Source organism: Amycolatopsis sp. NPDC051045, from assembly GCF_040682955.1.
Classification (GTDB): domain Bacteria; phylum Actinomycetota; class Actinomycetes; order Mycobacteriales; family Pseudonocardiaceae; genus Amycolatopsis.
In genome coordinates this window covers 1-23101 of record NZ_JBFBCC010000001.1, presented here as the reverse complement: position 1 = coordinate 23101, position 23101 = coordinate 1, and the positions used below count along the sequence as shown (strand labels likewise).

The window sequence follows — 23101 nt, the reverse complement described above, 5'->3', positions numbered from 1 at the left end:
CGGCCGGCTTCAGGGCCGGAACGAGTCCGTCGCCGCGCGCAACGCGGCGAGCACGCCCGGGTCGGTCACCGCGTGCCCGGCGCCTTCCAGCACCTTCAGCTCCGAGCCGGGCCACGCCTGGTGCAGCTCGTACGCCGTGATCGGCGGGCACACCGTGTCGTACCGGCCCTGCACGATCACGCCGGGGATCCCCGCGAGCTTGCCCGCGTCGCGGATCAGCTGCCCGTCCTCGAGCCACGCGCCGTGCGTGAAGTAGTGGACGGCGAGCCGGGCGAAGGTCAGCGCGAACGCCGGGTCGGCGTACTGGCGGACGAACGCCTCCTGCGGCCGCACCGAAACCGTCGCGCCTTCCCAGGTGCTCCACGCGACCGCCGCGCGGTGGCGGATCTCCTCGGCCGGGTCGTCGAGCAACCCGGCGTACGCGGCCAGCGGGTCGTCCTGCAGAGCGGCCGGAACGGGCGCGAGGAAGGCTTCCCACTCGCGGGGGAACAGGTGCGCCGCGCCGCCCCGGTACATCCAGTCGAGTTCGCTCTGCCGCACGGTGAACACCCCGCGCAGGATGATTTCGCTGACGCGCGAAGGGTGGGTCTCGGCGTAGGCGAGAGCGAGGGTCGCGCCCCAGGAGCCGCCGAAGAGCTGCCAGCGCTCGATGCCGAGCCGTTCGCGCAGCAGTTCCATGTCCGCGACCAGGTGCCACAGGGTGTTGGCGGTGAGGTCGCCGGCGCCGGGCGTGGATTGCCCCGACCCGCGCTGGTCGAACAGGACGATCCGGTAGGCCTCGGGGTCGAAGTGCCGCCGGGCCATCGGGGCGAGCCCGCTGCCGGGACCGCCGTGCAGCACCACGACCGGCTTCCCGGCCGGGTTGCCCGCCTCCTGGCACCGGATCCGGTGCCCGTCACCCACGTCCAGGAACCCTTCGGCGCGCGCGGCGATCGGCGGGTAGAGCTCGTCCATGCCCGACACTCTGCCCGATCGATCTTGGCCGCCGTGGTCCTGGCCGCCGTTCCGACGCCCCGCCGCCAGGGCCGGAACGGCGGCCAAGAAAGGTGGGAGCCCGCCCCCGCCGCCGGGCTGAGCGGGCTCCCGTCCGTGGTGTCAGCCGCCAGAAGCGGGGGTGACAGCCGGGTTCGAGGAGGCGACGCCGTCGGTGTGAGCACGACGGCCGGTGATCCGCACACGCATTTCCGTCCTCCTCGTCGAGGTTCGAATGTTCGTCGTGGCGGCGACGGGCTAAACGCTAAGCCAAGGCCCGAACGTCAGTCAAGAACATGACTGAAGTTCATATACGTGAACGCAGGCTGAGGGGACGCTGAGCGCGGCCATGCCCCTTGCCCGGGGTTAACGAATAGGTAGGTACGTTCCGGTGTCGGGGTTTCGAAAAGTGGCACGGAAAGGCGCGGAATGTCCACGGTGTCCTATCTCGAGGCGATTGTCGTCGGCGCCTTGCAGGGGGTGTCGGAATTGTTTCCGGTGTCCAGTCTCGGCCACAGCATCCTGCTGCCCGCCTGGCTCGGCGGGCAGTGGCAACGGGACCTGAGCATCGGCAAGGATTCGCCGTACCTCGCGGTGCTCGTCGCGATGCACGTCGCCACCGCGCTGGCGCTCGTGCTGTTCTTCCGCAAGGACTGGGTGCGGATCATCGGCGGCCTGTGGACGTCGCTCCGCCACCGCGAGGTCCGCACTCCCGACCAGCGGCTCGCGTGGCTGCTCGTGCTCGCCACGATCCCGGTCGGGCTGGCCGGCCTGCTGCTCGAAGGCCTGCTGCGCGACTTCCTCGGCAAGCCGGTGCCGTCGGCCATCTTCCTCGCGCTCAACGGCGGTGTCCTTTACGCCGCCGAGAAGTTCTCCCGCCGGCGGCCGGACGCCGAAGCGGACACTGTGGACTTCTCGGCCGAGGAGACGCTGGTCATGCGGGCCGTCTCGACCGAGGAAGCGACCGATGTCCGGCTGGCGAAGCTGCGGGTCGGCGAGGCGGTTCTCATCGGCGCCGCACAGATCCTCGCGCTGCTGCCGGGCATCAGCCGCTCGGGCATCACGATGGTCGCCGGGTTGCGCCGCGGGCTCGGCCACGAAGACGCCGCGCGGTTCGCGTTCCTGCTCGCCACGCCGGTGATCCTCGCCGCCGGCGTGCTGAAGATGCCCACGCTGTTCGCCCCGGAGAACCACGCCTCGCTCGGCCCCGCGCTCGCCGGCAGCGTCGTCGCCGGGATCGCTTCGTACATTTCTGTCCGGTTCCTGACCGGATACTTCGAAACGCGCACTTTGACGCCGTTCGCCATTTACTGCGTGCTCGCCGGAATCGGCAGCCTGCTCTTCTTCGCGGTCTGACGTGCCGTTGACCTTCGACGCCCCGGCGGTCTTCTGCGTGCTCGTCCTGGGCACGCTTTACATCCGCGCGGCGCGCCGCCGCGACTGGCCGCCGGGCCGCACGACGGCGTTCCTCGCCGGGCTCGCGACGATCCTGGTCGTCACCTGTTCGGCGCTGGCGGTCTACGACACGACCTTCTTCTGGGTCCGCGCGGTCCAGACCACCACGCTGCTGATGGTCACGCCCCTGCTGCTGGCTCTCGGCGCCCCCCTCCGGCTCCTGCTGGACACCGTCCCGGCCCGGTGGCTGCGGCGGCACGGCCGCGGCCCGCTGGCCCGCGCGCTGACGTTCCCGCCGGTCGTCACGCTGGCGCTGGTCGTGCCGGTGCTGGTGCTCTACCTGACTCCGCTCTACGACCTCGTGCTGCGGTCGCCGGTGGCCGACGGGCTGGTCCGCGTGGTGCTCGTGGCCGCCGGCTTCACGTACTTCTGGACCCGGCTCGGCCTCGACCCGACGCCGCGGGAGGACCCGCACCTGGTGTCGGTGTGGATCGCGTTCACCGAGGTGATCTTCGACGGGGCGCTCGGGCTGGTGCTGTGGCTCGGCCCGCTGCTCGCCCCGGCGTACTACGCGGCCGCCCACCCGGGCCGGGGGCCGGATCCCCGCACGGACCAGATCATCGGTGCGGGCGTGCTGTGGATCGGCGGCGACGTCGCGGGCCTGCCGTTCGTGGTGGCGTTGTTCGTCCGCTGGGCCCGCGACGACGAGCGGCGCGCGAAGCAGATCGACGTCCAGTTGGACGAGGAAGCCGCCTCGGGCGCCGCATCGACGTCGGGACTTTGGTGGGAGAACGACCCGGCCCTTTCGGACCGGTTCAAGGGCCGGGGTTAGTCGTGGAACGCGTGCTCCGGCGCCGGGAATTCGCCGCGGCGGACGTCCTCCGCGAACGCCGTCGCCGCGTTCTGCAGCACCGTCGCGACGTCGGCGTAGCGCTTGACGAACCGTGGTGCCTTGCCGCGCCGCAGCCCGGCCATGTCCTGCCAGACGAGCACCTGCGCGTCGCAGTCCGGGCCCGCGCCGATGCCGACCGTCGGGATCTTCAGCTCCGCCGTGACGCGCTTCGCGGCTTCGGCGGGCACCATCTCCATCACGACCGCGAACGCGCCGGCTTCCTGCAGGGCCAGCGCGTCGGCGAGCAGCACGTCCGCCGCTTCGCCGCGCCCCTGCACCCGGTAGCCACCGAGGTTGTGTTCACTCTGCGGGGTGAATCCGATGTGACCCATCACCGGCACGCCCGCCGACGTCAGCGCCTCGACGTGCGCGGCGAACCGGCGGCCGCCCTCGAGCTTCACGGCGTGCGCCCGGCCTTCCTTCATGAACCGCACCGACGTCTCCAGCGCCTGCTGCGGCGAGAGCTGGTAGGAGCCGAACGGCAGGTCGGCGACCACGAGGGCCCGCTTGACCGACCGGGTGACCGCCCGGACCAGCGGCAGCAGCTCGTCGACCGTCACCGGCAGCGAGGTGTCGTAGCCGAAGACGTTGTTGGCCGCGGAGTCGCCGACGAGCAGCACGGGGATCCCCGCCTCGTCGAACAGCGCGGCGGTGTACATGTCGTACGCGGTGAGCATGGGCCACGGCTCGCCGCGTTCCTTGAGCTCGCGCAGGTGGTGGACGCGGACCTTCCGGCCCGGGGCCGGGGCCGCGGGAGCGGCGGATCCGGTGCCGTAGGGGGCGGTTTCCTCAGGCCCGTTCGCGGTGGCAGTGGACATCGTCGTCGACCGTCCTTCCCTCGAGGCCTCGGTGAGGTCCCCGGGTCGTGGAGCAGGGGTGTCCCAAAGCGTGACACGCCCCCGGACCGCCCCCAACCACGTGCGACAAGCTTCACACCCCCGGGGACCACGAGCCGTCAGCCTCCAGGTTGATGTCCGGGGACAACCAACCTGGGTTCACTTACGTCAAGAAGAGGGCATGACCACCGATCGGCCGCGAAAGGCGACGAAACCAACGATGGGAAACCCCGCGAGCTCGCGTCCGCGCATTCCCGCCTGGCAGGCGAAGGCGGGCGGCATCATCGCGACCGTGGTCCAGCTGGCCGCCGTGTTCTCGGTGATCCTGCTGTTCACCGACGGCCCGCACGGCCGCTTCCTCAACGGCATCGACATGGGGTTCTCCGCCCTCAGCGTGCCGACCAGCGAGAGCCTGATCATGGTGCTGCTCCTGGTGGTCCTCGGGGGCGCCCTGCGCCGCCGCAAGAAGGCGGCGCTCTACACGCTGGTGCTGTTCCAGGTCGGCGGGCTGCTGCTCACCCTTGGCCTGCAGGCGACGCTGCTGTGGTCACCCGAACTGCTGACGCTCGGCCCGAAGCAGGTCCGCCACATCCCCGCGCAGCTGTGGGTGCTGACCGTCGCCGACATCATCTCCATCGGGCTGATCGTGTTGCTGCTCGCACTGCGCCCGGCGTTCCCGGCCCGGCTCGCGCCGAGCGCCTGGCGCGACGGCCTGAGCATGCTGTTCGGCGGGATCGCCGTGGTCATCCTGGTCGGCTGGGCGCTGACGGAGGCGTTCCCCGGCCACCTCGGTGACGCGTGGGAGCGCTTCGCCTGGGTCGTCAACCACGCCACCGGCGAGAACCTGCAGCTGCGCCGGATCGGCGTCGGCGAGGGACCCGCCTGGCTGGACGTGCTCCTCGACCTCAGCGCGACCGCGGTCGCCACCGCGGCGCTGTACCTGCTCTTCCGCGGCGTGCGCAGCCGGGGCCTGCGGACGGACGAAGACGAGCTCCGCCTGCGTCAGCTGCTCGCCGAACACGGCGAAGACGACTCCCTCGGCTACTTCGCCACCCGGCGCGACAAGAGCGTCGTCTTCGCGCCGAACGGCCGTGCGGCGGTGACCTACCGCGTCCTCGGCGGCACCAGCGTCGCCAGTGCCGACCCGGTCGGCGACCCGGAGGCGTGGCCCGACGCGGTCCGCGCGTGGCTCGACGAGACGCGCACGTACGGCTGGACCCCGGGCGTGCTCGGGGCGAGCGAACGCGGCGCGAAGGCGTACACCGGGGCGGGCCTGCGTGCGCTGGAGATCGGCGACGAAGCGGTGCTCGACGTCCGCGAGTTCAGCCTGGCCGGCCCGGAGCGGCGCTCGGTGCGCCAGGCCGTCAAGCGCATCCAGCGCGCCGGGTACACCTCGCGGGTCCGCCGCCACGGCGAGATCCCCGACGTCGAGATGACCGAGCTGCTCGCGCGGGCGCAGGCCTGGCGCGGCGCCGAGACCGAACGCGGGTTCTCGATGGCGCTGGGCCGGCTCGGCGACCCCAGCGACGCCCGCAGCGTGATGGTCGAGGCGTACGACGCCCACGGCGAGCTGCGCGGGCTGCTGTCGTTCGTCCCGTGGGGGCGGCGCGGGCTTTCGCTGGACCTCATGCGCCGTGACCGCGACGCCGAGAACGGCCTCAACGAGTACATGATCGCCGAGGTCGTCGCGGCCGCGCAGCACCTCGGCGCGCAGCGAATCTCGCTCAACTTCGCGATGTTCCGCGCGGTGTTCTCCGAGGGCGAGCGGATCGGCGCCGGCCCGGTGCTGCGTGCTTGGCGCGGGATCCTGAGCGTGTTCTCGCGGTTCTTCCAGCTGGAGTCGCTGTACCGGTCCAACGCCAAGTACGGGCCGGACTGGGAGCCGCGGTTCCTCTGCTACTCCTCGGCGCGCCGGCTGCCGCGCGTCGGCATCGTCGCGGGCGCGCTCGAAGGGTTCGTCCCGACCGGACGGTCGCGTTCGCTGCGGCTGGAGACGGTCGGCGACGGCTTCGTCGCGCGCGTCCGGGAGATCGAGGAGTCGGCGGCGACGCCGGTGCCGAAGGCCGTGCGGCGGCCCGACCAGGTCCGCGTCCGCATGGCCAAGCTCGACAAGCTGCGCGAGGCGGGGATCGACCCGTACCCGGTCGGGTTCCGGCGCGACGACCACATCGGGGACGTCGTCCGGAAGTTCACCGGCTTGGAGCCGGACACCACGACCGGGCACCGGGTCCGGATCGCCGGGCGCGTGCTGGCGATGCGCATCCTCGGCGGCCTGTGCTTCGCCCGCGTCAAGGACTTCAGCGGCGAGATCCAGCTGATGCTCGAGGCCGGCGAGCTGGACCTCACCGGCTGGCGGACCGGCGTCGACCTCGGCGACCACGTGGGGGTCAGCGGCCAGGTCGTGACGTCGAAGCGGGGCGAGCTCTCGGTGCTCGTCGACGAGTGGACGGTCACCGCGAAGTGCCTGCACCCCCTGCCCGACAAGCGGAAGGGCCTCACCGACCCCGAGACGCGGGTCCGGCAGCGCTACCTCGACCTGGCCGTCAACCCGGACTCGACGAACATGCTGCGACTGCGGTCCACCGTGGTCCGCGCGGTGCGCGACCGGCTGCACCACGCCGACTACCTCGAGGTCGAGACGCCGATGCTGCAGAGGGTGCACGGCGGCGCCAACGCCCGCCCGTTCGTCACCCACATCAACGCCTACGACATGCGGATGTACCTGCGGATCGCGCCCGAGCTGTACCTGAAGCGGCTGTGCGTCGCCGGTGTCGAGCGCGTCTTCGAGCTCAACCGCAACTTCCGCAACGAAGGCGTCGACGCGACCCACAACCCCGAATTCACGATGCTCGAGGCGTACCAGGCGTACGCGGACTACGACACGATGCGGACGCTGACCCGCGAACTCGTCCAGCACGCGGCCGAGGCGGCGTACGGCGCCCAGGTCGTCCGGAGGCCCGACGCCGACGGGAAGGTCGCCGAGTACGACATCTCCGGCGACTGGCCGGTGATCCCGGTGCACGAAGCCGTTTCGGCGGTCTTCGGCGAGGAGGTCGGCTCGGGGACGCCGGTGGCCGAGCTGCGCCGCCTGTGCGTCGCCGCGGGAGTGCCGGTGGGGGAGGACCCGAGCCACGGCGATCTCGTGCTCAAGGCGTTCGAGCACCTCGTCGAGGGCGCGACCGTGCTGCCGACCTTCTACACCGACTACCCGACCGACGTCTCGCCGCTGACCCGCCGGCACCGCGTGGACCCGCTGCTGGCCGAGCGCTGGGACCTCATCGCGTTCGGCTCCGAGGTCGGCACCGCCTACACCGAGCTCACCGACCCGATCGAGCAGCGGCGGCGGCTGGAAGGGCAGTCGCTGCGCGCGGCGAGCGGTGACGTCGAGGCGATGGAGCTGGACGAGGACTTCCTGCTCGCCCTGGAGCACGGCATGCCGCCGACCGGCGGGCTCGGTTTGGGCGTCGATCGGCTGCTCATGATGCTCACCGGGGCCTCGATCCGCCAGACGGTCCTGTTCCCCTTCGTCCGGCCGCAGGCATAACGACTCGGTGGACCTGCTCACGGCGACGGGCCTTGAGGCGGCCGGTCGCTTACGCTCTGCCTCGTGCGCACGGCTCGGATCGCCTCGGCCCTCCTGATGGGGATGGCTGTCCTGGCGTATTCGGGCTGGCTGCTGGAGTTCTTCCTGCCCACCGGGGTGTCCCCGGTGCGGGACCCGGCCGAGGCGCTGCTCGCCGGGCCGCCGGTGTTCCGGGTCCTCCTCGCCGTGTCGGGCGTCGGGTTCCTGCTCGCCGGGCCGCCGCTGCACCGGCTCGGACCGGTCCAGTGGTCGGCGCGGCTCAGTTCGATCTCGGTGAGCGCGTTCGGCCTGCTCGTGCTGCTGCAGGCCGCCTACCCCGAGCACAGCGACGTGCTGTCGTCGCTGCTCAGCGTCGTCCTGGTGGTCGGGGTGATCAGCCTGATCCTGTGGTGGCCACCGGGCTGGCGCGGGCTCGCGGTCATCGGCCTGGTGCTGGTGATGGCCACCTGGCTGGCCGTCGTGCTCGCCCGGCAGCTGGGCTCCTTCGAGGGTGTCTTCACGCGGGCCCAGCTCGTGGTGCGTGCCGCCCTGTACGGCGTCGGCGGGGTGTACGCCTTCGTCAAGCCCGCCCCGCGGCACGCTCACCGATAGCGGAATTGCCGCCCGGAGTGTCGGTGGTGGGTGGCACGATCGCCGCAGTGTCCCTAGGCGGAAGGATCGACAATGGCGGGAAACGTGCGCCCGGTGGCCGACGAGCGTGACGGGCTGCTGAGCTTCCTGGAGCAGCAGCGGTACGTGCTCAAGCTGGCCGCCCACGGCCTGACCGACGACCAGGCGAGACTCACCTCGACGAAGAGCTCGCTGTCGGTGGGCGGGCTGATCAAGCACGTCGCGACCACCGAGGACAGCTGGATCGACACGGTGCTGCAGGTGCCGCAGAAGCCGTTCGGCGAGGCGGTGGCGGAGTACGAGGCAGCGCACCGCCTGGGCCCGGACGAGACCCTGGAGGGCACGCTGGCCCGCTACGACGAGGTGGCCGCCCGCACGGTGGAGGTCATCGCGGGCATCGAAGACCTCGGCCAGGCGGTCCCGGTGCCCAAGGGCGTGCCGTGGTTCCCGCGGGACGTCGAGGCGTGGTCGGTCCGCTGGGTCCTGCTGCACCTGATCCAGGAGACGGCCCGCCACGCGGGCCACGCGGACATCATCCGCGAGCACATCGACGGCGGCACGGCGATGCCGCTGATGGCGGCGGCCGAGGGCTGGCCGGAGTCCCCGTGGATCCAGCCCTGGGCCCCGGAGTCCCAGCCGGCCTGACCGGCTCGGCTCGCGGCCGCCTCCCGCCGCGAGCCGACCGTCCAGGTACGCGAGTCGACCCTCCAAATCACGCGAGTCGACCCTCCAGGTACGCGAGTCGACCCTCCAGGTACGCGAGTCGACCCTCCAAATCACGCGAGTCGACCCTCCAGGTACGCGAGTCGACCCTCCAAATCACGCGAGTCGACCCTCAATCACGCGAGATGCCCGCCGAATCACGGCCGGCCGGCTCAGAACAGCGTCGGCTCGTCCGCCAGCGCGCCCTCGATCACGAGCATCCGGCGTTTCGTCCCGACCCCGCCCCGCGCGGAGAACCCGCCGTCCTTGCCGCCGGCCGCCAGCACCCGGTGGCACGGCACGATGATCGGGAACGGGTTGTGCCCCATGGCCTGCCCGACGGCCTGCGCCGACCCCGGCTGCCCGAGCCGGTGCGCGATGTCGCCGTAGGTCAGCGTCCGGCCGGGCGGGATCGTCCGCGCGACGTCGTACGCGCGCCGGTTGAACTCCGGCACTCCGGAGAAGTCCAGCGGAATCGAGGCCAGATCCTGACGCGCGCCGCCCAGCAACGCCGCGATCCCGTCCACCGCGGCCTGCACCGGCGCCGGCGGTGTCCCCTCGACGGCGTCCGGGAACCGCCTGACCAGCCAGGCGCGGGTCCGTTCCGCGCTGCCTTCGGGCAGGGACGTCCCGATCACGACGTCGTCGCGCCAGGCGAGCCCGCACACCCCGATCGCCGTGTCGAACACCGTGAACCCCGTCGTCATGCCGCCAAGCCTACGACCGAAGAGGGGTACCGCCGCCGAGAATGATCGCTAAGTTCGGTTTTGGGCGGATTCGAGGAGGACGTGTGCGGCGAGCAATCCTGGTGACGGCACTGCTGGTGCTCGGTCTGAGCGCCACGCCGGCGGCCGCGGACCCCCTGGTCATGCCGCACGTCGTCGTCGCGCACCACACCGGGTGGGCCGAGCGGGTGATCGAAAGAGCCGGCGGCACCGTCGTCGCGAGTTACCCGCAGGTCGGCGTCGTCGTCGCGTACACGGCGAAGGACGACTTCGCCGCGAAGGTCCGGAGAACACCGGGCATCGACGCCGTCGGCGCGACGCGCACCGCGAAGATCCCGAAGGAGTTCTTCGCGCCCCGCAAGGACGTCCGCTACACCGGCCCGAACTCGCCCAACTCCGGCCAGGTCCCGCCGGAGGGCACCGCCTGGGACGTCCCGGCGCTGCGCCTTCCCGAAGCGCACCAGGTCACCGAAGGCAGCAAACGCACCGTCGTGGGCGTGCTCGACGTCGGAGTCGATGACACCCATCCCGAGCTGAAGGACGCCTTCGACGCCAGGAACTCGGTCTCCTGCCTGTCCGGCTGGCCCGACCGCGGCCCCGGCGCCTGGCGGCCCACGCTCGACGGCCACGGCACGCACGTCGCGGGCACGATCGCCGCGGCGCGCAACGGGGCCGGCGTCGTCGGGATCGCCCCGGGGACGAAGATCGCCGCGGTGAAACTGGCCGAGCTCGACGACACCGAGACGGCCGAGAGCATGGTCTGCGGGTTCGTCTGGGCCGCCGAGCACGGGTTCGCCGTGACCAACAACAGCTACCGCTCGATCCCGTGGCGCTACAACTGCGACGACCAGCCTGACCAGGCCGCGGCGAAGCTCGCCGTCGGCCGGGCGGTCGCGTACGCCCAGCGCCGGAACGTCCTCGTGGTCGCCTCCGCCGGCAACGCCGGGATCAACCTCGACACCCGCTCGGTCGACCGCGAAAGCCCGGCCGACAGCACCCCGGTGGAACGCTCGATCAACCCGACCTGCACCCGGCTGCCGCACGAGCTGCCCGGCGTCGTCGGCACCGGCGCGCTCGACGAGAAGCTGCTCAAGGCGAGCTTCTCGAACTACTCGGCGTCCCGGATCAGCGTCGCCGCGCCGGGCGCGCGCATCTGGTCGACCTGGCCGAACGGCGAATACCGGTCGGCGAGCGGGACGTCGATGGCCGCGCCGCACGCGAGCGGCGTCGCCGCCCTGATCGCGAGCGAGCACCCGCACTGGAGCGCCGAGCGGATCAAGCGCGCCCTCTACGCCTCCGCGACGCCGCTGCCCTGCCCGGACGCCGTCTGCGCGTCCACAAGAGACGGAACGACCTACTACGGCCACGGGATGGTCGATGCGGCGAGCGCCGTCGGCGCGGGATGATGGCGTTCGTGCTCGATCACCTCGTCTACGCCGGCCCGGACCTCGCCGAGGCCGTCGCCCGCGTCACCGCCCTCACCGGGGTCACGCCCACGCCCGGTGGCCGCCACATCGGCGTGGGCACGGCCAACCACCTCGCCGACCTCGGCGCGGGGATGTACCTGGAGGTGATCGGCCCCGACCCGGCGCAGCCCGAGCCCGACCGGCCCCGCCCGTTCGGCATCGACGAGCTGACCGAGCCCGCGCTGGTCGGCTGGGCGGTCCGCACCACCGACATCGACGCGACGATCGCCGCGGCCCGCGCCCACGGCTTCGACCCGGGCGACGCGATCGAGATGTCCCGCGAAACCGGCGACGGCGAGCAGCTGCGCTGGCGCCTGACCCCGCCGACCGCCCCGGGCACCCTGCACCCGTTCCTCATCGACTGGGGCGCCGCGCCGCACCCGACGACGCGCGGCCTGCCGTCCCTGCCGCTGCTGATGGTCACCGGCACCCACCCCGACCCGGATTCGGTGCTGGCGGTGACGGACGCGCTCGGCCTGGAGCTGCTGGTCCGCCGCGCCGGCCGCGCCGGTCTGACGGCAGCCCTCCGGACCCCGGAAGGCCGCCAGGTCGCCCTCAGCTGAAAGCCGTGAATGCCACCTTCACGGACTTGGCGTCCCTGAAGGTGGCATTCACGGACCTCAGACCTTGCCCTCGCGCCACAGGTTGGTCATCGGGAGCCGCCGGTCGCGGCCGAAGGCCTTGAACGTGATCTTCGTGCCCGGCGGGTACTGGCGCCGCTTGTACTCGGCCTTGTCGACCATCCGCACCACGCGGTCGATGGTCTCCGGCTCGAAGCCCGCGGAAACCAGGTCGGCGTACCCGCGGTCGCCCTCGACGTAGTCGTCGAGGATGTCGTCGAGCAGCGCGTAGTCCGGCAGCGAGTCGGTGTCCACCTGGCCCGGCCGCAGCTCGGCCGACGGCGGCTTGCTGATGGAGTTCTCCGGGATCGGCGGGGTCTCGCCGCGTTTCGCCGCTTCGGCGTTGCGCCAGCGGGCCAGCTGCCACACGTGCGTCTTGAAGACGTCCTTGATCGGGGCGAACGCGCCGACCGCGTCCCCGTAGATCGTCGAGTAGCCGACGGCGAGCTCGGTCTTGTTGCCGGTGGCGAGCACGAGGTGACCGTCCAGGTTGGACAGTGCCATGAGGAGCATGCCCCGCGTGCGCGCCTGGATGTTCTCTTCGGCCAAGCCCGTCAAGGAAAGCTGGTCGACGTACACGCGGACCATGTCCTCGACCGGCTCGACCCGGTAGTGCGCGCCGATCCGGCGGGCGAGGTCGGCGGCGTCGTCCTTCGAATGGCCCGACGAGTACTTCGAAGGCATCGAGACGCCGTAGACGTTGTCGCCGCCCAGCGCGTCCGCGGCCAGTGCCGCGCAGACCGCCGAGTCGATGCCGCCGGAGAACCCGAAGATCACCGACGAGAACCCGTTCTTGTGCACGTAGTCCCGCAGGCCGACGACGAGCGCCGACCACACCTCGGCCTCGTCCGACAGCGGCTCGCTGATCACCGGCTCGGCCGTCGGTTCGTACGCGGGCAGCGGCTCGGAGCTCAGCACCCGGCGCCGGACGTGCAGGCCTTCGAGCTCGCCGTCGCCGGCGTGCCCGCCCGCGGCGAGGTCCATGTCCAGGACGAGCAGGTGCTCGACGAACTGCGGTGCGCGCGCCACCACCGCGCCATCCGCGGCGGCGACGAGCGAGTCGCCGTCGAAGACGAGGTCGTCCTGGCCGCCGACCTGGTTGGTGTAGACGAGCGGGGCACCCGCTTCGGCGGCGCGCCGCGCGATGAGCGGCAGCCGCTGCTCGTCCTTGGACCGCTCGTACGGCGACGCGTTCGGCGCCACGACGAGGTCGACGCCGGCGCGGCCCAGGGCCGAGATCGGCCCGCCGTCCTGCCAGATGTCCTCGCAGACGACCATGCCGATGTCGAGCCCGTGGAACCGGACGACGTCGAGCGTGGTGCCCGGCTTGAACCAGCGGTGCTCGTCGAAGACGCCGTAGTTGGGCAGGTGGTGCTTGAACTGCCGCGCGACGACCTCGCCGCGGTACAGCGCCGCCGCGGCGTCGCGCGGGCCGACCTCGTCGAGGTCGAGGTAGCCGATGTAGGTGAGCACTTCGCCGCAGCCGGCCTCGTCGAGCCGGCGCGCCAGCGACTCGACGCCCTGCCGGGAGGCGGCGGCGAAGGTCTTCCGCAGGGAAAGGTCCTCGACGGGGTAGCCGGTCAGGGACATTTCGGGGAAGACGACGACGTGGGCGCCGGCTTCGGCGGCCCGGCGGGTCCACTCGACGTGCAGATCGGCGTTGCCGTCGAGATCGCCGACGGTGGGGTTGACCTGGGCGAGCGCGATGCGCAGTTGCGGCATGCCGCCATTCTGGCGTACCGCCACCCGTCCGGCCGAGCGAATGTGGGCGAAACGCCAAGGCCCCGCCCGGAGTACCGGACGGGGCCTTCGCCGACGGAAAAGCCTACTTGCGCTTGATCATGCTCCGGACCTTTTTGATGGTCTGTTCGAAGTCCGAATCGAACGGGTTGTCGTGCACCAGGTACGTCCACGTCGTGTTCGCCCGCCGGACGCCCGCGTCCCCGAGGTCGATGCCCTCGTCGGTCAGCTCGGCCTCTTCGAGGGTCTTCGCCGCCCGCGAGTCGGCCTCGCCGATGATCTTGTGGAACTCCGGGATCGCCGCGCGGTGGAACTCGTCCAAAGGCGTCTCCCGCGCCAGCGCGCGCAGGTGGATGCTCTCGCGGACGTCGGTCAGGTACGCCAGGTGGTCGGACCAGAGCTGGTCGATGTGGAACAGCAGCACCTCGCGGCACATCTGCTCCAGCTTGTCCTGGTCGTCCAGCTTCTCCTTGAGCTCGCCGAACTTCTCCGGGTGCGCCTTCTCCAGCGCCTCCGCCGCGTACGCGGTGCGAAGCACCTTGTCGCGGTGCACCAGCAGGTCACGCCGCTGCCGCTCGATCAGCCGCGTGTAGCGCCAGGTGTTGCGGTGGATCTCCAGGTCGACGCCCTCGGCGACGCGCTGGGCGTGGTTGAGCTGCCGCAGCGCCGCCGGGTCGGTGATCTCGCCGGTCTCCTCGTCGGCGGTGATGCCCTCGGGCACGTCCGGCGCGTTCGACAGCACGAGCTCGTCGTTGAGGCTGGCGAAGAAGATCGCGCTGCCCGGGTCGCCCTGGCGGCCGGAGCGGCCGCGCAGCTGCCCGTCGAGCCGGCTCGACGGGTACCGCGCGGTGCCGATGACGTGCAGCCCGCCCAGCTCGACGACCTCTTCGCGGCTCGCGCCGTCGGTGCCGCCCAGCCGGATGTCGGTACCGCGGCCGGCCATCTGCGTGGACACGGTGACCGCGCCCTTCTTGCCGGCCTCGGCGATGATCGCGGCCTCTTCGGCGTCGTTGCGCGCGTTGAGCACGACGCACTCGAGGTCGACCTTCGCGAGCTTCTCGGCCAGCTCTTCCGACTCGGCGACGTCCTGGGTGCCGACGAGGATCGGCCGCCCGGTCTCGTGCACCGTGCGGATCTCCTCCTCGATCGCCCGCAGCTTCTGCGACGGCGACGCGAAGACCCGGTCTTCGAGGTCTTCCCGGATGTTCGGCGTGTTCGGCGGGATGACCGCGACCTCGAGCTCGTAGAACTCCCGCAGCTGCTCGGCGACGGCGACCGCGGTCCCGGTCATGCCGGCCACCTCGGGGTAGCGCGCGAGCAGGGCCTGGACGGTGATCGAGTCGAGGATCTCGCCGCGGTCGGTCGCGGCGACCTGTTCCTTCGCCTCCACGGCGGCCTGCAGGCCGTCCGGCCAGCGCTGCAGCTCGGCGACGCGGCCGCGGGCGGCGTTGATGAGCTGCACCTTGCCGTCGCGGACCAGGTAGTCGACGTCGCGGGTGAGCAGCGCGTGGGCGTGCAGCGCGACGTTGACGGCGGCGAGCCGGTCGGAGGCCTGTTCGTTGAACAGGTCGTCGACCTCGAGCCCGAGCGACTTCGCGACCACGGACGAGCCGGCGTCGGTCAGCCAGGCGTTGCGGCCTTCGCTGTCGGTCTCGTAGTGCAGGTTGAGCCGCAGCCGCCGGACGATCTTCGCGACCTCTTCGTCGGCGTCGCTGCGGTCGATCGAGCCGGCCATCACCAGCGGGACGCGGGCCTCGTCGACGAGCACCGAGTCCGCCTCGTCGACGATCGCGACCTCCGGATCGGGCTGCGCGAGGTCGTCGACCTTCGTGACCAGCCGGTCCCGCAGCACGTCGAAGCCGATTTCGGCGACGGCGCCGTAGGTGACGTCCTTGGCGTAGGCCTCCCGGCGCTCCTCCCGCGAGTCCCCCGGCTGGACCCAGCCGACCGACACGCCGAGCAGCGCGTACACCGGGCCCATCCACTCCGCGTCGCGGCGGGCCAGGTAGTCGTTGACGGTGACGACGTGCACGCGCTTTCCGCGCAGGGCGTACCCCGCCGCGGCCAGCGCGCCGGCGAGGGTCTTGCCCTCACCGGTCTCCATCTGCACGACGTGCTTGGTGAGCAGGCCCATCGTGCCCAGCACCTGGACGTCGAACGCGCGCTCGCCGAGCGCCCGCCGGGCGGCCTCGCGACCCAGCGCGCACACCTCGATCAGCTGTTCGTCGCCGAAAGCGGTGTTCTTCAGCTTCTCGCGAAGCTTGCCCGCCCGCTCGGTCAGCTCCTCGTCGGAGAGCTTTTCGAGCTCGGGTTCGAGCTTTCCGACCGCGGGCAGCAGTGCTTCGTAGCGGGTCAGCTCGACGCTGCCCGGACGCTGGATGATCCGGCGGAGCTTCTTGCCCACCCGGCTGATCAGTGCTGCCACCCCTGGTCTCCCGTTCTCTCTCGCTCGACCGGCCTCCACCACCCAACGCGGCGGTGGTGCGTTCGAGTTCCGCGGCCGGATGGGACGATCCAACCGTGTTCCCACATCCCAGCGCCAGGTCCCGCGCCCGCCGGATCACCGCAATTGCGACATCCGTGCTGTTCGCGGCCTCGCTGACCGCCTGCACGTCCACCGGCAAGACCGCGCCGCCCGCGCCGACGACCGAATCGCACCCGCCGTCCGGGCCGGTGCCCGCCGGGCTGGAGCGGTTCTACGGCCAGAGCCTGAGCTGGGCCGACTGCGCACCTTACGCGACGTCGGAGGATGCGAGGTCGGCCTTCCAGGCGAAAGACATCCAGTGCGCGCGCCTGACCGTGCCGTTGGACTACGCGAAACCGGCGGGGGAGACGATCACGCTGGGCCTGCTCCGGCACAAGGCCACGGACGCCGGCTCGCGGATCGGGTCGCTCGTGGTCAACCCGGGTGGCCCGGGCGCGTCGGGCATGGTCGCGGCCGCCGGGCTGGTCAAGCCGGTGACGAGCACCGGCCTGGCCAAGCGCTTCGACCTGGTCGGCTTCGACCCGCGGGGGATCGGGGCCAGCCAGCCGGCCATCCACTGCCTGACCGACCAGGAGCGGGACGCCGACCGCGCCGACGACAGCGAGACCGACGGCTCGCCGCCGGGCGTGCTCAAGCAGGAGACGCAGGAAAAGGACTTCGCCGCCAAGTGCGCCCAGCGCACCGAGGACGGCACCGGGATGCTGGCCAACGTCGGCACCCGCGACGTCGTGAAGGACCTGGACGTCCTCCGCTCGGTCCTCGGCGACGAAAAGCTCACCTATTTGGGCTACTCCTACGGCACCCGGATCGGGTCGGCCTACGCCGAGGCGTTCCCGAAGAACGTCCGCGCGATGGTCCTCGACGGCGCGGTCGACCCGGAACAGGACGCGGTCGAGTCGCTGGTCGCGCAGGGCCAGGGCTTCGGGACGGCGTTCACGCAGTTCGCGAAGTGGTGCGCGGCCCAGCAGGACTGCGCGCTCGGCTCCGACCCCGGCGGCGCGGTGAAGGCGTTCCAGGACCTGGTCCGGCCGCTGATCGACTTCCCGGTGGCGGTCGGCGACGGCCGCAAGCTCTCCTACGAGGACGCGACCACCGGCGTCATCCAGGCGCTCTACCAGGAAAGCCTCTGGGACACCCTGAACTCGGGCCTCAACGAGCTGAAGCAGCAACGTGGCGCGACGCTGGAGAAGCTCGCCGACATCTACAACGAGCGCGACTCCGACGGCCGCTACGGCACCACGCAGGACGCGTTCACGGCGATCCGCTGCGTCGACGACCCGCGCGTCACCGACCCGGACGTCATCCTCAAGGCGCAGGAGCAGTACGTGAAGGTCGCGCCGTTCCTCGACGACGGCCGCCCGGCGAGCGCGGCCCGCGACGCGTGCGCGTTCTGGCCGGTGCCGAACACCTCGGAGCCGCACGTGCCGAACGTCGGAGGCCTGGCGAAGACGCTGGTCATCTCGACGACCAACGACCCGGCGACGCCGTACCAGGCCGGCGTCAACCTCGCGAAGGGCCTGAAGGGCGCGCTGCTCACCTTCGAGGGCACCCAGCACACGGTGTTCCTGCAGGGCGTGAAGTGCGTCGACGAGGCGGGCACGGACTACCTGGTCGACGGCACGGTGCCGCCGGAGGGGACCCGGTGCTCCGGGCAGTAGCTGTGACAATCGGGGCTTCGCCCCGGGCCGGGGGCTTCGCCACCCGGACCCCCGCAAAGCGCTATGCCTGTTTGGTCAGCGACAGCTCGATCATCACCGGGCTGAGGTGGTTGTCGACCGGCGGGATCTGCACCCACAGCCGGACGAACCGCCGGGGCAGGGCGTCGGAGACCCACACCTTGGCGTTGAGGTCGGCGTTGATCGGCGCGAGCACGCCGTGCGCGACGGCGGCCGGCACCCGGCCGCCGACCCGCAACGCGGCCGAGCCGTCGACGTTCTCGCGACCTTCGGTCTTGGCGTCGGTCAACCCGTCGAGCAGCCGCTTCAGCCCGCCGGCCGGGCCGAGGAACGCGCTGACCGCGTACGCGTCGGGCAGCGAACCCTGGCCGTCGCGTACGTCGAAGGGGAACTTGGTGTGCCCGTCCCCGTCCTGGACGTCGGCCGTGCCGGTCGCGGCGCCGCCGTCGTCGAGGGTCGCGTCGCCCTCGATCAGGCGGAGCGGGAAGCCCGGCAGCACGCCGTTGACGCCGGCCGCGAAGTGCACGCTCCGCACCGAGGCGAACGACGTCGCGGCGTCGCGGACCAGCTCGGCGCCCGCCGGGAACGGCCCGCGCGTGTCGGGCGACCCGGTGCAGCCGGCCGTCAGCAGGAACACGAGCAGGAGGGCGAGGCGGCGCATCCCCAGAGCCTACTGTTGGCCTGATCCTTGCGGATGATGTCCTTCCGGCCACTTTCGGCTCACCGCGCGCGCGGTGAAACTGCCTGAGTGACTGTTGAGACCCGTCCTGCCCCGAAGCTGCACCGCGCCTGGTTGATCGCCGGCGCCGCCTTCGTCGCGCTGCTCGCCTCCGCCGGTTTCCGCGCCGCTCCCGGCGTCCTCATCGACCCGCTGCACGAGGAGTTCGGCTGGTCCCGCACCACCATCAGCTCGGCCGTCTCGGTGAACCTGGTGCTCTTCGGCCTCTTCGCGCCCTTCGCGGCCGCGTTGATGGAGCGGTTCGGCATCCGGCGGGTCTCGGCGACGGCGTTGGCCGTCATCGCCCTGGGCGCGGGCGGCACGGTGTTCATGACCGCGAGCTGGCAGCTCGTGCTGTGCTGGGGCGTGCTGGTCGGCCTGGGCACCGGCTCGATGGCCATGGGCTTCGCCGCGATGGTCGCGGCCCGGTGGTTCGTCCGCAGCCGCGGCGTCGTCACCGGCGTCCTGACCGCGGCGGGCGCCACCGGCCAGCTGATCTTCCTCCCGCTCATCGCGAACCTCGCGGTCGGCTCCGGCTGGCGCACGGCCTCGCTGGTGATCGCGATCGCCGCGCTCGCCGTCGTCCCGGTGGTCCTGCTGGTCATCCGCGACCACCCGGCCGACGTCGGCACCACGGCCTACGGCGCGCCCGCCGACGTCGAGGCCGCGCGCCCGGCAGCGCGGACCGGCTCGGTCCGCCGCGCCCTCTCCGTGCTGGGCCAGGCCGCCCGGACCCGGACGTTCTGGCTGCTCGCGATCGGGTTCGCGATCTGCGGCGCGACGACCAACGGCCTGATCGGCACCCACTTCGTCCCGGCCGCGCACGACCACGGCATGCCGCAGACGACCGCGGCGAGCCTGCTGGCCCTGGTCGGCGTCTTCGACGTCATCGGGACGATCTTCTCCGGCTGGCTCACCGACCGCGTCGACCCGCGGATCCTGCTCGGCGTCTACTACGCCCTGCGCGGGCTCTCGCTGGCGCTGCTGCCGCAGCTGTTCACCGGTTCGGTGCAGCCGAGCATGTGGGCGTTCATCCTGTTCTACGGCCTCGACTGGGTGGCCACGGTCCCGCCGACCGTCGCGCTCTGCGTCCGTGCCTTCGGGGACGCCGGCCCGATCGTGTTCGGCTGGGTTTTCGCCAGCCACCAGCTCGGGGCCGCGTTCGCCGCCTCGGCCGCCGGCCTGGTCCGCGACCAGCTCGGGAACTACACCCTGGCCTGGTACTCCGCGGCCGTGCTGGCCGTCATCGCGTCGGTCGCTTCGCTGGCCATCACGCGCGCGAAGAAATCCGTTGCGGTGCTCGCGACGTGACTTTGCCGGCCTCGGCGCGTCGTGAAACATCCCGTTAACACGCTGTGGTTAGGGTGCGGCCATGGATCGCCAGCAGGAATTCGTGCTCCGCACGCTCGAGGAGCGCGACATCCGTTTCGTCCGTCTCTGGTTCACCGATGTGCTGGGGTTCCTCAAGTCCGTCGCGGTGGCGCCGGCGGAACTCGAAGGCGCTTTCAACGACGGCATCGGCTTCGACGGCTCGGCCATCGAAGGCTTTGCGCGCGTCTACGAATCGGACATGGTCGCCAAACCCGACCCCTCCACCTTCCAGGTTCTGCCGTGGGAGACCCCCGACGGCGGCCCGTACTCGGCCCGCATGTTCTGCGACATCGCGATGCCGGACGGCTCGCCGTCGTGGGCCGACCCGCGGCACGTGCTGCGCCGCCAGCTGTCGAAGGCCGCGGAAGCCGGCTTCACGTGCTACGTCCACCCCGAGATCGAGTTCTTCCTGCTCTCGACCATGCCGGACGACGGCAGCGAGCCGGAGCCCGCGGACAACGGCGGCTACTTCGACCAGGCCAGCCACGCCACGGCGACGCACTTCCGGCGGCACGCCATCGAGACCCTCGAGGCGATGGGCATCTCGGTCGAGTTCAGCCACCACGAGGGTGCCCCCGGCCAGCAGGAGATCGACCTCCGCTACGCCGACGCGCTGACCATGGCCGACAACGTGATGACGTTCCGCTACGTCGTCAAGGAGGTCGCGCTGACCCAGGGCGTGCGCGCCACCTTCATGCCGAAGCCGTTCACCGACCAGCCCGGCTCGGGGATGCACACCCACGTCAGCCTGTTCGAGGGCGACCGCAACGCGTTCTACGACGCCGAAGATCCGCACGAGCTGTCGGACACCGGCAAGGCCTTCGTCGCCGGGGTGCTGCACCACGCGAAGGAGATCTCGGCGGTCACCAACCAGTGGGTGAACTCCTACAAGCGCCTGATCAGCGGGAGCGAGGCGCCGACGACGGTCTCGTGGGGCCGCGCGAACCGTTCCGCGCTCGTCCGGGTCCCGATGTATTCACCCGGAAAGGCGTCATCCCGGCGGGTGGAAATCCGTACGCTGGACTCGGCGTGCAACCCGTACCTGGCGTACTCGGTCATCCTGGCCGCCGGGCTGAAGGGGATCGAGAAGGGCTACGAGCTGCCGCCACCCGCCGAGGACAACATCTGGCAGCTGAGCGACTCCGAGCGGCGCGCCGCCGGGTACTCGCAGCTACCGCAGAACCTGGGGGAGGCGCTGGCCGAGATGGAGAAGTCCGAGCTCCTGCCGGAAGCTCTCGGTGAACACGTCTACGACTTCTTCCTCCGGAACAAGCGCGTGGAGTGGGACAACTACCGCAGCGCGGTCACCCCGTACGAACTCCGCACGCTCCTCCCGGTGCTCTGATGGGGCGGCGGCCGGTGTTCCTCGCGATCCTGGCCGCCGCACTCCTGCTCGCCCCCGCGGCGCCCGCGTCTTCCGCCCCGGCGAGGTTCGATCTGGACTCGGCCGACATCCCGGCCCTGCAGGCGCGGATGGCGTCCGGCCGGCTCAGCGCGGCCGGGTTGACCGGGCTGTACCTCGACCGGATTCACCGGATCGACGGAAGGGTGAACGCCGTCCTGGCGCTGAACCCGGCCGCTCTCGGGCAGGCTCGCGAGAGTGACGCCCGGCGTCGCGCGCACCGCCTGCGCGGCCCGCTCGACGGCATCCCGGTGCTGGTCAAGGACAACGTCGACACCCGCGACCAGTGGACGACAGCGGGGTCGCGGGCGTTGCGCAGCTACCCGGCGAAGGACGCCACGCTGATCACCCGGCTGCGGACTGCGGGCGCGGTGATCCTCGGCAAGGCGAACCTCTCCGAATGGGCGAACTTCCGCGCCGCGAAGCCGACGTCCGGCTGGTCGGGCGTGGGTGGGCAGACGAACAACCCGTACGTGCTGGACCGCAACCCGTGCGGGTCGTCCGCCGGGTCCGCGGCCGGCGTCGCCGCGTCGCTGGCCCAGGTGGCGATCGGGTCGGAGACGGACGGCTCGATCGTGTGCCCCGCCGGGATGACCGCCACGGTCGGGCACAAACCCAGCCTCGGCCTGGTCAGCCGCACCGGCGTGGTGCCGATCTCCGCCGAGCAGGACACCGCGGGCCCGATCGCCCGCAACGTCGTCGACGTCGCGCTGACCCTGTCGGTGCTGCAGGGGCGGGACCCGGCGGATCCGGCGACCGCGGAGTACCCGCGCACCCAGCCGACGGACTACGCGAAGCTGCTCCGCCCCGGGGTCCTGCGCGGCGCGCGGATCGGCCTGTGGCGGCTGCCGGTGCTCGGCCCGGCCACCGGCGCGATCATGACGTCGGCGCGGAACTCCCTGGTCAAGGCCGGTGCGACGGTCGTCGAAGTGACGCTGCCGTACCAAGCGCGGCTGGTGGAGCTGGAGTTCCCGGCCCTGCTCACGGAGTTCCACCGCGACATCGACGCGTACCTGGCGACCCGCCCCCGTGGCCCGCGGAACCTGGCCGAGCTGATCGCCTACAACCGTGCGGATCCGCTCGAGCGGACGTGCTTCGCCGGTCAGGAGCTGTTCGAGCAGGCACTGGCCGCGCCGCCGCCGACCGACCCCGGCTACCTGGCCGGGCGCGCCGAGCTCGCGGACCTTTCGCTCCGGTCCCTGGACGAGACGCTGGCGAAGTACCACCTCGACGCGATCGCGTCGCCGACCAACCCGCCGGCGTGGAAGACCGACTGCGCGGTGGGGGACAACGACGTGATCCCGTCGTCGACGCCGGCCGCGGTGGCCGGCTACCCGGACGTGACCGTGCCGGCCGGGTTCGCCGGACCGCTGCCGGTCGGGATCTCGTTCATGGGGGCGCGGTGGTCCGACGCCCGGATGCTGGCGCTCGCGGCCGACTTCGAGCGGGTCGCGCCGGCGCGGGTCCCGCCCCGGTATCTGCCGACGCTGCCGTCGTAGCCCTCAGTGACCCTCTGACCTGCGACGACGTCGTTAAGTGACCCCCCTGTTTTGGGGCCGTTCGGGGGCATGTAATCTTCTCTTCGTCGCCAGGAACACCGGGTCACACCGGGGCCGCAAGCCCCGGAGACCAGGCCGGGACGAGCGGGTTGACACCGCGGATCGGACCGGGTAATGTTCAGCGTCGGCCCACGAGCGGCCGCCGACTCCCTACGAGTAAACCCGTAGGTTTAGGCATGCTCGACCAAAAGCTTGTGAATATCGCTTGGAACAACTGCCGAGGATTTAGCCGCCGATAACGCGGATGGATTCAGAGTGTGTTGCTTGAGAACTCAACAGTGTGCTAGTGAACTAAGCCAGTAGAGCTTATTTATGAACCTCGTATGAGGTTCCTTTGAGAGCATTAAATT

At 71.4% G+C, this 23101-nt stretch carries 17 protein-coding genes; 11 read left to right on the top strand and 6 right to left on the bottom strand.

The genetic code is table 11. The annotated features are described in order from the left end of the window. Positions 1-9: 9 nt before the first annotated feature. Positions 10-954: a prolyl aminopeptidase gene (pip, locus tag AB0M80_RS00085; protein ID WP_364556615.1), complete on the bottom strand. Its 945-nt coding sequence runs from the start codon at positions 952-954 to the stop codon at positions 10-12. 447 nt (positions 955-1401) lie between these two features. Here pip and AB0M80_RS00080 point away from each other — a divergent pair, with 447 nt between their 5' ends. Both AB0M80_RS00080 and AB0M80_RS00075 read left to right on the top strand, forming a co-directional pair. After that, a complete protein-coding gene (locus tag AB0M80_RS00080; protein ID WP_364556613.1) occupies positions 1402-2328 on the top strand; it encodes an undecaprenyl-diphosphate phosphatase in 927 nt (308 codons plus the stop codon). A 1-nt stretch (position 2329) separates the two neighbouring features. Further along, entirely contained in the window at positions 2330-3199 is an 870-nt protein-coding gene (locus AB0M80_RS00075; RefSeq protein WP_364556611.1) for a cytochrome c oxidase assembly protein, read from the top strand. Here AB0M80_RS00075 and panB read toward each other — a convergent pair. Continuing rightward, entirely contained in the window at positions 3196-4077 is an 882-nt protein-coding gene (panB, locus tag AB0M80_RS00070; protein ID WP_364556609.1) for a 3-methyl-2-oxobutanoate hydroxymethyltransferase, read from the bottom strand. The genes AB0M80_RS00075 and panB overlap by 4 nt on opposite strands. Before the next feature lie 238 nt (positions 4078-4315). Here panB and lysX point away from each other — a divergent pair, with 238 nt between their 5' ends. The 3 genes from lysX to AB0M80_RS00055 all read left to right on the top strand — a co-directional run bounded on the left by lysX (position 4316) and on the right by AB0M80_RS00055 (position 8932). Then, positions 4316-7639 carry a bifunctional lysylphosphatidylglycerol synthetase/lysine--tRNA ligase LysX gene (gene lysX / locus AB0M80_RS00065; protein WP_364556607.1) on the top strand — a complete coding sequence of 1108 codons (3324 nt, stop codon included), beginning with the start codon at positions 4316-4318 and terminating at the stop codon, positions 7637-7639. Positions 7640-7702: 63 nt separating this feature from the next. After that, positions 7703-8269 carry a hypothetical protein gene (locus tag AB0M80_RS00060; RefSeq protein WP_364556604.1) on the top strand — a complete coding sequence of 189 codons (567 nt, stop codon included), beginning with the start codon at positions 7703-7705 and terminating at the stop codon, positions 8267-8269. Positions 8270-8341: 72 nt separating this feature from the next. Next, positions 8342-8932: a DinB family protein gene (locus AB0M80_RS00055; RefSeq protein WP_364556602.1), complete on the top strand. Its 591-nt coding sequence runs from the start codon at positions 8342-8344 to the stop codon at positions 8930-8932. Between the two features lie 230 nt (positions 8933-9162). On the opposite strand, the gene AB0M80_RS00050 is transcribed toward AB0M80_RS00055, so the two are convergent. Next, positions 9163-9696 carry a methylated-DNA--[protein]-cysteine S-methyltransferase gene (locus AB0M80_RS00050; protein ID WP_364556600.1) on the bottom strand — a complete coding sequence of 178 codons (534 nt, stop codon included), beginning with the start codon at positions 9694-9696 and terminating at the stop codon, positions 9163-9165. An 83-nt stretch (positions 9697-9779) separates the two neighbouring features. Here AB0M80_RS00050 and AB0M80_RS00045 point away from each other — a divergent pair, with 83 nt between their 5' ends. Next, entirely contained in the window at positions 9780-11120 is a 1341-nt protein-coding gene (locus AB0M80_RS00045) for a S8 family serine peptidase (RefSeq protein ID WP_364556598.1), read from the top strand. Then, positions 11120-11743: a VOC family protein gene (locus AB0M80_RS00040; RefSeq protein ID WP_364556596.1), complete on the top strand. Its 624-nt coding sequence runs from the start codon at positions 11120-11122 to the stop codon at positions 11741-11743. Before AB0M80_RS00045 ends, AB0M80_RS00040 begins: the two co-directional genes overlap by 1 nt. A gap of 57 nt (positions 11744-11800) precedes the next feature. Here the strand turns inward: AB0M80_RS00040 and AB0M80_RS00035 are convergent, their stop codons facing one another. Together AB0M80_RS00035 and secA2 are read right to left on the bottom strand one after the other, a co-directional pair. Next, complete coding sequence (locus tag AB0M80_RS00035; protein WP_364556594.1) at positions 11801-13522, bottom strand: NAD+ synthase; 1722 nt, start codon at positions 13520-13522, stop codon at positions 11801-11803. 103 nt (positions 13523-13625) lie between these two features. Beyond that, a complete protein-coding gene (gene secA2 / locus AB0M80_RS00030; protein ID WP_364556591.1) occupies positions 13626-15965 on the bottom strand; it encodes an accessory Sec system translocase SecA2 in 2340 nt (779 codons plus the stop codon). Between the two features lie 155 nt (positions 15966-16120). Here secA2 and AB0M80_RS00025 point away from each other — a divergent pair, with 155 nt between their 5' ends. Next, positions 16121-17683 (top strand): alpha/beta hydrolase, encoded by a 1563-nt coding sequence (locus AB0M80_RS00025; protein ID WP_364556589.1) that lies wholly within the window; start codon positions 16121-16123, stop codon positions 17681-17683. Between the two features lie 61 nt (positions 17684-17744). Here the strand turns inward: AB0M80_RS00025 and AB0M80_RS00020 are convergent, their stop codons facing one another. Next, entirely contained in the window at positions 17745-18362 is a 618-nt protein-coding gene (locus AB0M80_RS00020; protein ID WP_364556586.1) for an LppX_LprAFG lipoprotein, read from the bottom strand. Positions 18363-18449: 87 nt separating this feature from the next. On the opposite strand from AB0M80_RS00020, the gene AB0M80_RS00015 reads away from it, so the two are divergent. The 3 genes from AB0M80_RS00015 to AB0M80_RS00005 all read left to right on the top strand — a co-directional run bounded on the left by AB0M80_RS00015 (position 18450) and on the right by AB0M80_RS00005 (position 22691). Beyond that, positions 18450-19730, top strand: coding sequence for an MFS transporter (locus tag AB0M80_RS00015; RefSeq protein WP_364556583.1), 1281 nt, complete (start codon positions 18450-18452; stop codon positions 19728-19730). Positions 19731-19791: 61 nt separating this feature from the next. Further along, on the top strand, positions 19792-21135 hold the full coding sequence (gene glnA, locus AB0M80_RS00010) for a type I glutamate--ammonia ligase (protein WP_364556580.1): 1344 nt from the start codon (positions 19792-19794) through the stop codon (positions 21133-21135). Beyond that, a complete protein-coding gene (locus AB0M80_RS00005) occupies positions 21135-22691 on the top strand; it encodes an amidase (protein ID WP_364556577.1) in 1557 nt (518 codons plus the stop codon). Before glnA ends, AB0M80_RS00005 begins: the two co-directional genes overlap by 1 nt. The last annotated feature ends 410 nt before the right edge of the window (positions 22692-23101 follow it).

Coding starts and splice junctions, on each gene's coding strand:
- pip (WP_364556615.1), bottom strand. CDS start 954: ATGGACGAGCTCTACCCGCCGATCGCCGCGCGCGCCGAAGGGTTCCTG.
- AB0M80_RS00080 (WP_364556613.1), top strand. CDS start 1,402: ATGTCCACGGTGTCCTATCTCGAGGCGATTGTCGTCGGCGCCTTGCAG.
- panB (WP_364556609.1), bottom strand. CDS start 4,077: ATGTCCACTGCCACCGCGAACGGGCCTGAGGAAACCGCCCCCTACGGC.
- lysX (WP_364556607.1), top strand. CDS start 4,316: ATGGGAAACCCCGCGAGCTCGCGTCCGCGCATTCCCGCCTGGCAGGCG.
- AB0M80_RS00055 (WP_364556602.1), top strand. CDS start 8,342: ATGGCGGGAAACGTGCGCCCGGTGGCCGACGAGCGTGACGGGCTGCTG.
- AB0M80_RS00050 (WP_364556600.1), bottom strand. CDS start 9,696: ATGACGACGGGGTTCACGGTGTTCGACACGGCGATCGGGGTGTGCGGG.
- AB0M80_RS00040 (WP_364556596.1), top strand. CDS start 11,120: ATGGCGTTCGTGCTCGATCACCTCGTCTACGCCGGCCCGGACCTCGCC.
- AB0M80_RS00035 (WP_364556594.1), bottom strand. CDS start 13,522: ATGCCGCAACTGCGCATCGCGCTCGCCCAGGTCAACCCCACCGTCGGC.
- AB0M80_RS00020 (WP_364556586.1), bottom strand. CDS start 18,362: ATGCGCCGCCTCGCCCTCCTGCTCGTGTTCCTGCTGACGGCCGGCTGC.
- glnA (WP_364556580.1), top strand. CDS start 19,792: ATGGATCGCCAGCAGGAATTCGTGCTCCGCACGCTCGAGGAGCGCGAC.
- AB0M80_RS00005 (WP_364556577.1), top strand. CDS start 21,135: ATGGGGCGGCGGCCGGTGTTCCTCGCGATCCTGGCCGCCGCACTCCTG.